General features: G+C 75.0%; 9 protein-coding genes and 1 pseudogene. 6 read left to right on the forward strand and 4 right to left on the reverse strand.

The genetic code is table 11. The annotated features are described in order from the left end of the window. Positions 1-42 precede the first annotated feature (42 nt). Positions 43-1,614, forward strand: a pseudogene (locus ABD223_RS22575) (IclR family transcriptional regulator domain-containing protein); the annotation flags it as partial. On the opposite strand, the gene ABD223_RS22580 reads toward ABD223_RS22575, so the two are convergent. Continuing rightward, positions 1,595-2,572 (reverse strand): DMT family transporter, encoded by a 978-nt coding sequence (locus tag ABD223_RS22580; RefSeq protein WP_344038375.1) that lies wholly within the window; start codon positions 2,570-2,572, stop codon positions 1,595-1,597. The pseudogene ABD223_RS22575 and the gene ABD223_RS22580 overlap by 20 nt on opposite strands. Positions 2,573-2,611: 39 nt before the next feature. Between ABD223_RS22580 and ABD223_RS22585 the strand changes: the two genes are divergently transcribed. Next, positions 2,612-3,133: a MarR family winged helix-turn-helix transcriptional regulator gene (locus ABD223_RS22585; RefSeq protein WP_344038376.1), complete on the forward strand. Its 522-nt coding sequence runs from the start codon at positions 2,612-2,614 to the stop codon at positions 3,131-3,133. A gap of 103 nt (positions 3,134-3,236) precedes the next feature. On the opposite strand, the gene ABD223_RS22590 is transcribed toward ABD223_RS22585, so the two are convergent. Beyond that, positions 3,237-4,283 carry an NAD-dependent epimerase/dehydratase family protein gene (locus ABD223_RS22590; protein ID WP_344038377.1) on the reverse strand — a complete coding sequence of 349 codons (1,047 nt, stop codon included), beginning with the start codon at positions 4,281-4,283 and terminating at the stop codon, positions 3,237-3,239. A 1-nt stretch (position 4,284) separates the two neighbouring features. Beyond that, a complete protein-coding gene (locus ABD223_RS22595; RefSeq protein ID WP_344038379.1) occupies positions 4,285-4,959 on the reverse strand; it encodes a DUF1990 family protein in 675 nt (224 codons plus the stop codon). A 143-nt stretch (positions 4,960-5,102) separates the two neighbouring features. On the opposite strand from ABD223_RS22595, the gene ABD223_RS22600 reads away from it, so the two are divergent. Continuing rightward, positions 5,103-5,546, forward strand: a complete 444-nt coding sequence (locus ABD223_RS22600) for a DUF4383 domain-containing protein (RefSeq protein ID WP_344038380.1) — start codon at positions 5,103-5,105, stop codon at positions 5,544-5,546. A 156-nt stretch (positions 5,547-5,702) separates the two neighbouring features. Continuing rightward, positions 5,703-6,119 carry a DUF6292 family protein gene (locus tag ABD223_RS22605; protein ID WP_344038381.1) on the forward strand — a complete coding sequence of 139 codons (417 nt, stop codon included), beginning with the start codon at positions 5,703-5,705 and terminating at the stop codon, positions 6,117-6,119. A 46-nt stretch (positions 6,120-6,165) separates the two neighbouring features. Here ABD223_RS22605 and ABD223_RS22610 read toward each other — a convergent pair whose 3' ends face one another. After that, complete coding sequence (locus ABD223_RS22610; protein ID WP_344038382.1) at positions 6,166-7,353, reverse strand: glycosyltransferase; 1,188 nt, start codon at positions 7,351-7,353, stop codon at positions 6,166-6,168. A gap of 180 nt (positions 7,354-7,533) precedes the next feature. Between ABD223_RS22610 and ABD223_RS22615 the strand changes: the two genes are divergently transcribed. Together ABD223_RS22615 and ABD223_RS22620 are read left to right on the forward strand one after the other, a co-directional pair. Then, positions 7,534-7,776, forward strand: a complete 243-nt coding sequence (locus ABD223_RS22615) for an acyl carrier protein (RefSeq protein WP_344038383.1) — start codon at positions 7,534-7,536, stop codon at positions 7,774-7,776. A gap of 13 nt (positions 7,777-7,789) precedes the next feature. Then, positions 7,790-8,281, forward strand: a complete 492-nt coding sequence (locus ABD223_RS22620) for a metallophosphoesterase family protein (RefSeq protein WP_344038384.1) — start codon at positions 7,790-7,792, stop codon at positions 8,279-8,281. Positions 8,282-8,373: the final 92 nt, after the last annotated feature.

Below are 8,373 nucleotides of genomic sequence, written 5' to 3' on the forward strand. Positions count from 1 at the left end.
GCTCAGCGAAATTCAGTTCGCAGAGTGGACAAGGCGAGCACAGTGGACCACCCGGAGCCCTACCATGTCGAGGACTTCACGATCACCAGACGGGAACCGAACTTGGCCGACGCCGCCGAAGGGGGCACGCTCGAACGCGGCCTGGCCGTCCTGCGGGCCGTGGCCGCCGACCCCGGCTCCCGGCTGCGCCGCGGCGACCTCGCCAAGGCGACGGGCCTGCCGCGCGCCACCGCGGACCGGATCACCGCGACCCTGCTGCGCCTGGGCCACCTGCGCGCCGAGGGACCGGACGTGGCGCTCGGGTTGCGCGCCATGGCCCTCGGCAACGCCTACCTCGCCTCGTGCGGGCTGGTCGGCCCGGCCGCGCCCGTGCTGGCCAGGCTGGCCGACGAGCTGGACGAGTCGGTGACGCTGGCCGTGCCCGACCCCGACGGGGCCCGCCTGGTCGCCCAGTCCACCCGGCGGCGCGCCGTCTACCTGGCCTTCCACGTCGGCGACGTGCTGCCCGCCGACCGCACGGCCGCGGGCGTGGCGCTGGCGGCCGACTGGGACGAGGAGCGGTTCGAGTCCTGGCGGCACCGCCACACCGCGGACCCCCTGGACGCGGGCTTCCCGGCCGTGCCGCCGCTCGCCGCGCCGCTCACCGACCGGGAGGCGGTGTTCCGCGACCGCGTCGCGACGGCCCGCGCGCGGGGCTGGGCGCTGGACGACCAGTGGGTCGAGCCGGGCCTGCTGGCCGTCGCCGCGCCGGTGACCGGCGGCGCGGGCCGGTCGGTGGCGGCGATCAGCGTGCTCACCCACACCAGCCGCGACCTCGACGTGCCCGGCGCGGTGCTGCCCCGGCTGCACGCGGCCGTGCCGGAGCTGGAGGACGCGCTGCGCCTGCCCCGGCCGGCCGCGACGTCCGCGGGCAGCGCGCCGGCCGCCGAGGTGGTGCGGTCGGCCAAGGACGAGGTCGGCATGGGCTTCCTGGAGACCCTGGCGCGCGGCCTGGCCGTCGTCGAGGCGTTCCGCCACGCCCCGGACGGCCTGACCGCGAGCGCCGCCGCCGAGCTGACCGGCCTGCCGCGCGCCACCGCGGGCCGCGCGCTCCAGGTCCTGCGCGACACCGGCCACGCGACCAACGGGGGCGGCCGGTTCGCCCTGCTGCCGGCCGTGCTCGACCTGGGTTACGCCCGCCTGTCCCGGCTCACCCTGGCGGACCTCGCCCAGCCGCGCCTGGCCGACCTGGCCGCCGAGCTGGGCGAGTCGGTGTCCATGGCGGTGCTCGACGGCGACCACGTCCGGTACGTGGCGCGGGCCGCGGCGACCAGGGTCATGCGGGTCGACATCTCGATCGGCACCCGGTTCCCGGCGCACGCCACCTCGATGGGCCGCGTCCTGCTGGCCGACCTGCCCGCCGCCGAACGCGCACCGCTGCTGCGCCGCGCCGAGCGGCTCACCCGCCACACCACCGTCGGCGAACCGGCCCTGCAAGCCGCCCTCGACGAGGTCGCCGGGCGCGGCTGGGCCCTGGTGGAGGAGGAGCTGCACGAGGGCCTGAGGTCGCTCGCGGTCGGGGTGCGCGACCGGTCGGGCCGGGTCGTGGCGGCGCTCAACACCGCCCTGCACGTCGGCGGGGCGCAGCCGGAGGAGACGGTGGCGAGGCTGCTGCCCGCGCTGCGGCGCACGGTGGCGCTGGTGGAAGCCGACCTGGCGCTGGCGTTCGACCAGGCGCCGCTCGTCGTGCACTAGCGGCGGGAAGGCCCAGCAGCACGCCCGACAGCACCAGCGCCGACCCCAGCACCTGGTGGGCGGTCAGCCGCTCGCCCGCCAGGAGCACGCCGAGCAGCACGCCGGTCACCGGGTTGAGCAGGCCGATCACGCCCACCGCGCCCGCGTCCAGGCGGCGCAGGCCGGCGAACCACGCGACGAACGCGACCGCCGTGGCCACCACCGACAGGAACGCGAAGCCGAGCACGGCGCGCCACGTCGGCGAGGGCGGCCCACCCTCCACCACGACCGCGGGCAGCACGAGCACCAGTCCGCCCGCGACCAGCTGCCACGACGTCACCGACAGCACGTCCGCCCCCGCGCCCCACCGCTTGGTCAGCACGTGCCCGAACGCCGACATCGCCATCGCCGCCGCCGACGCGGCCATGCCCAGGGGGTTCGCCGGCCCCAGGCCCGAGGCGAGCACGAGCACCACGCCGAGGATGCCGACGAGCGCGCCCAGCACCGCGCGCACCCGTGGCCGCTCGCCGAGCAGCGGCCACGCCAGGGCGATCATGACCAGCGGCGACGTGGCCATGATCGTGGAGGCCAGGCTGGTCGGGAGCAGTTGGGCCGCCAGGTAGACCAGCGCGAAGAACGCGCCCATGTTCAGCGTGCCCAGCACGAGCGACCGCCACCACCACGAGCCGCGCGGCAACCGCCGGCGCAGCAGGAGCAGCAGCAGGCCGGCGGGCAGGGCCCGCAGCACCGCGCCCCACAGCGGGTTCCCGGCGGGCAGGAAGTGGTGCGTGACGTAGTAGGTGGAGCCCCACGCGACCGGCGCGATGGCGGTGATCAGCGACCACCGGATGTTTTCCATGGAAGGCAATATAGCTTCCGTGGAAGATAGGATGGGGGCATGAGCGCTGACCGAGTGGCCCGGATCCAGGCGGAGTGGGCGCGCGAACGACCGGACGTGGACGTCTCGCCCCAGGGCGTCATCGGCCGGCTGCACCGCCTCGCCGCGGTGCTGACCGAGCAGCTGAACGTCGTGTACCGGCGGCACGGCCTGGGCGAGGGGGAGTTCGACGTGCTGGCGGCACTGCGCCGCGCGGGCCCGCCGTACGAGCGGGCGCCGGGGGAGCTGGCGCAGCACACCATGGTCACCACGGGGGCGATCACCAAGCGCATCGACCGCCTGGAGCGCGACGGCCTGGTGACCCGGCGGTCCGGTCAGGACGACGGCAGGCGGCGGGTGGTCGCGCTCACCGAGGCGGGCAGGCGGGTGATCGACCGGGCGTTCACGGAGCACATGGCCAACGAACGCCGGCTGCTCGACGCGCTCGACGCGGAGGACGTGGTGGTGCTGGAGCGGATCCTGGCGGATTGGTTGGCGGGGTTCGAGCCGCCGCACGGGGCGGGACTGTCCGAAGAGGACTGACCTGGGGTGGGGGCGGGGTGGGACAGACCCGGCCCGGCCCGGCCCGGCCCGGCCCGGTGGAGCGGAGCAGGCGAGGCAGGCCGGCACAAGGTCTGGCCGGGGCCTAGGTCAGCGCGGGCTCCGTCGCCCCGCTCAAGCGGTCGCGGCGCAGGGCCGGGCTGCCGCCCTCCGCCCCGTCGGCCAGGCCCGCCAGTTGCTCGCGCGCCGCCTCGGTGCTGCTCGTCCTCGCCACCCACGACAGCTCCGCCCGCGCCCTCGCCGTGTCCACCAGCGGCGACCGGGTGCCCACGTCGAACCAGCCCGGCGACATGCGGATCACGTGCAGCCGCCACAGCACGTCCACCGCGGCCCGCACCAACCGGTCGGGCACCGGCAGCAGCCGCGCGCCCGCCAGGTGGGCCAGGTCCGCCGCGGTGATCACGTCGGCGGCCAGGTTGAACGCGCCCCGCGCCCGCTGCCGCAGGATCCGCACCACGGCGTCGCCCACGTCGTCGGCGTGCACCAGTTGCACCTCCAGGCCGGCGGGCAGCGGCAGCACGGGCAGCTGCCCGCGCTCCACCAGCCGGAGCAGCCAGCGCGGTGTGATCGGGTCGAAGAACAGCGCCAGGAAGCTCGCCGACGCCTCCCGCAGCGCCACCAGCGTCGGCCGCACCACCGCCACGGCCACCTCCGGGTTCTCCTCGGCGAACCGCCGCAGCAGCACCTCCACCTCGGCCTTGCCCTGCCCGTACACCGAGCCGGGCACGCCGGTGGTCGGCCAGTCCTCGTCCACCGGCCGCGCCGAGGGCGCGTACGCCGCGATGGACGAGGTCTGCACCACGTGCGGCACCCCGGCCCGCGCGACCGCCTCCAGCACCGCCGCGGTGCCCTTGTAGTTGGTGCGGTGCAGCTGCCCGCCGTGCCGCAGGGGCTGGAACATCCACGCCAGGTGCACCACGGCGTCCGCGCCGGCGAACGCCTCGTCCAGCACGTCCCGAGCACCCGCGTCGGCCAGGTCGCACGAGCGCCACGCGGCCGTGTCGTACGGCGGCACGTGCTCCGGTGGCCGGCGGCAGATGCCGATGACCTCGTGCTCCTCGCGGTCGGCGGCCAGGGCGCGCAGCACCCCGGTGCCGACGTTCCCGGACGCGCCGGTGATCACGATCTTCACGTCATCCGCTCCGTTCTCCTCCGCGCCCGACCACCGGGTCGAGCACGGTCACCCCGAGCCTGCGGGCGCCGCCCGAAGGCACTTCGACGACCGATCGCCTGTGCGACAGGAGCTCCCCGGCCCGCCGGTAGAACCGGAGCTGCGTGCGGCGGCCCACCAGCCGCCAGCCGAACCGCATCCACCATGGCGCGCGGGGGTGCAGCTGCGAGTAGCTGCGCGCGATGAACTCGACCTCGCCGGACCGGTGGTCCTTGACCAGCTCGTAGTCCACCCGACCGCGCTCCAGGTGGCCCTGCAACGTCTCGTAGCTCCAGCCCCACAGCGTCCGGTCGTCGTCCGACTCGTCCCGCACCGCGGTGACCCGCACGCCCATCAGGAACCGCAGGCCGGGCAGCCTGGCCTCCAGCAGGATGTCCCGCCCCATCAGCGCCGAGCCGCGCTCGTAGTACGCCCGCACCGTCTCCGGCGGCGTGAAGTCGTAGTCCTCGACCACCGGGCGCGTCCGCTGCCACAGGCCGCCCTCCTCCGGCGGTCCCGCGCCCTCGTGCCCGAGCGACCGCCGGTGCACGTCGAAGACCCAGTCCGGCGGCCCCACCTCCTCCCTCGCGTAGTTGAGGCCGCGGCCGCGCAGATCGCGCAGCACGGCGCCGACGTCGACCCGCCCGGGTCTGCTCAACCGCACGAACAGGCGGGTTGCCGAGGCGCTCGCCGCGAAACGCCACGTGCGGGCGAAATGCTGTCGATCGGGTCGTTTGTGATCGGTGCGCTTGGGTAGTCGGACGGCACGAAGCGCGTTATCGCCCATCGACGGGAGTCGACATGTCCAGAACCAACACGGCCACGCGCACGCCGGTCCAACTGGCCGCGACAGTGGTGAGCGCGGTGTTCCTGGTCGTCGGCATCGCCGGGTTCATCCCGGGCCTGACGACCAACTACGACACCCTCGGGTTCGCGGGGCACCACTCCGAAGCGATGTTGTTCGGCCTGTTCAACGTCTCCGTGCTGCACAACGTCGTGCACCTGGCGTTCGGCGTGATCGGCCTGGCGCTGGCCAGGACGGCCCGTGGCGCCTACCTGTTCCTGGTCATCGGCGCGGTCGTGTACCTCCTGCTCTGGCTCTACGGCCTGCTCATCGACCACGACAGCGCGGCCAACTTCGTGCCGCTCAACACGGCCGACAACTGGCTGCACCTGTTCCTGGCCCTCGGCATGGCGGGCCTGGGCCTGGGACTGGGCCGCTCGTCCCTGCCGCGACGGGCCTAGAGGGGCGGGCCTGAGCGAGGCGGGCTTGAGCGGAGCCGGCCCGGGTGAGGCCGACGGCGGGCCGGCGGAAGACCCGCGGACGACCGGGATCGCGTGCGATCCCGGTCGTCCCGTCTTGCGCACCGGAGGGCGGACCATGAGCGGGCACGTGCGATCGTGACGAACCCGTACGCGCGCCACGACGGGGTCCCGGCCGGCGGGCTCCGCGGCTACCTGTGCGCGGTCGCCGCCGAGCTGGGGATGACGGGGGAGTGCGGGTGCGCCGAGAGCGGGCCGCCCGCCTCCGTCCACCTCACCGTGCGCGGGCACCTGTCCTCGTTCCCCGACCGGGACGTGGTGCTGGTGTGGGACGAGGAGTACGGGTGGGCGGCGGCGGTGGGGATCGAGCAGGAGGACGACCTGGTGGTGCTGTCCTACCTGGGTGGCGAGGTGCTGCCCCCGGCCGCGGCGGTGGCCGCGTTCACCAGGGCGCTCCTGCGCGGGGAGCACCCCGGTGACCCGCGGCCGGTCCGCCTGCGCGCGGTCGGCGACGCCGACGACCTCGGCGACCGCCTGAACCGCTACGCGTCCTGAACCGCCGCGCTGCTACGCGTCCTGAACCGCCGCGCCCGCTGGACCGCTACGCGTCCTGCGGCTCGGGCGTCGGCGCGACCGCCTCGACGGTCTCCGCCAGCCCGGACGCGTCCCGGTAGACCCGGGTGATCTCGGCGGCGATGCGGTCGGTGCGGTAGCGCGCGTCCACCCGGTCCGCGGCCGCCGTGCCGTAGGCGTCCCGGCGCGCCTCGTCGGCCAGCAGGGGCCGCAGCACGCGCGCGAGCGCGCTCGGCTCGTGCGGCGGCACGAGCATCCCGGTCACGCCGTCCACGACCGTCTCGGACAGGCCGGCCACCGCACTGGCGACCACCGGCACACCGCACGCCATCGCCTCCAGGGGCGCCGTGGCCGCCTCGCCCCACGTCGTGCACACCACCACGTCGGCGGAGCGCAGCAGCGCGGGCCTCGCCACCCGCGGCACCGCGCCGACCAGCCGCACGCGATCGGCGACGTCGTGCTCGTGGGCCAGCTCCCGCAGCGCGCGCACCCGCTCCTGGTCACCGCCGACGACGACCAGCTCCGCGTCCCGCACGCCGCGCAGCGCGGCGACGACCTCCTCCGCGCCGGCGTCGAAGGTGACCAGCCGGTACGGCAGCTGCCGGTTGAGCCGCGGCCCGTCGGGGGTGAACCGCGAGACGTCCACCGCGGGCGGCACCACGGCCACCCGCTGCCGCGGCACACCCATCCGGACCAGCTCGAACATCTCGTCCGACGACGTGGCCACGACCCGGCTCGCCTCGCGTGCGATCAGCCGTTCGGTGGACACGCGCGTCGCCAGGGCCACCGTGCCGTGCAGCTTCCGCTCCAGGCAGGCCAGCTCGTGGAACGTCTGCACCACCGGCACGCCCAGGGTGCTCGCGGCCAGCACGGCCGCCAGGCCCGAGGTCCAGGAGTGGGCGTGCACCACGTCCGGCGGGTTGGTCTCCCAGCGGTCGCGCAGGAAGCGGATGAACTCGTCCAGGTGAGGCGGCAGCTCCTCCGACGAGAGGGGTCCGGGAGGCCCGGCGGGCCCGTGCACCACGTCGTAGCCGGGCTTGGCGCGCACGACCTCGGGAGGTCGGACGGAGTCGCGGCGGGTGTGGACCGCGACGTCGTGGCCCTGCGCGGTCAGCGCCGCCGCCAGGTCCGCCACCTGGACGTCCTGACCGCCGGCCTCCTGGTCGGTGAACACCGGGAGGGGGTTGGCGTGGACCGATACGACCGCAATCCTCATGGGTTGCCCTCCTACAGCGCGACCGATCGAGCCTGGGTCGCGCACGGCAGGCTGTGTTTTCAACCCACGGTGGACCGTACAAGCAACTCCGGGGTGCTGCCACTCAACGCGATCGGGGCGGTTGGCCGGGCCGCTGCCGGGTATGGGACAGGCGACCTGCCGAGAACCGAGGAGGGACCGATGGCCACCGGCGAGACCGGCTTCGACGACGTCAGCTTCGACCTGATCTCCGTGCAGTACCACTCGCTCAAGGCGGGGCACGACTACGGCCAGTACGTCCGCGACGCCGAGAACGCGGGCAGGCAGGACGTCGCCGACTTCTTCCGCCGCGTGATGGAGGAGGACTCGGCGCGCGCCAAGCAGTGCCACGAGTTCCTCAAGCAGCTCTCGGGCAGCGACGAGTCCGGTCCGGCGATGTCCTGAGAGCCGGGACACCATGAGGGTCGTCGTCCTGGCCGACACCCATGCGCCCCGGCGGTGGAAGACCTGCCCGCCCGCGGTGGCGGAGCACCTGCGCCACGCCGACGTCATCCTGCACGCCGGTGACGTCTGCGTGGCGCCGGTGCTCGACGAGCTGGCGCAGTACGCGCCGGTCACCGCCGTGTGCGGCAACAACGACGGTCCGGACGTGGTGGCGTGGGGCGCGCCGGAGACCGTCTCGCTCGACCTGGCCGGGCTGCGGGTGGCCATGGTCCACGACAGCGGGCAGGCGACCGGCCGCACCGCCCGGATGCGCCGGCGGTTCCCGGGGGCCGACCTGGTGGTCTACGGGCACTCCCACATCCCCGTGGACCTGACGGGTGACGGCGTGCGGGTGTTCAACCCCGGTTCGCCGACCGACCGGCGGCGGCAGCCGCACGGCACGATCGGGTTGCTCGACGTCGACGACGGGGTGCTGCTGGACGCCCGGATCGTGCCGGTGACCTGAGCGCGGTCACCAGCCCCGCGCGCCCGGCTGGGAGGCGGTCCACGCCCCGGTCGCGCGCCACGGCCGCCACCTCGTCCGGTGCGCACGGGACC

The sequence above is a fragment of the Saccharothrix xinjiangensis genome (genome assembly GCF_039527585.1).
Classification (GTDB): Bacteria; Actinomycetota; Actinomycetes; order Mycobacteriales; family Pseudonocardiaceae; genus Actinosynnema; species Actinosynnema xinjiangensis.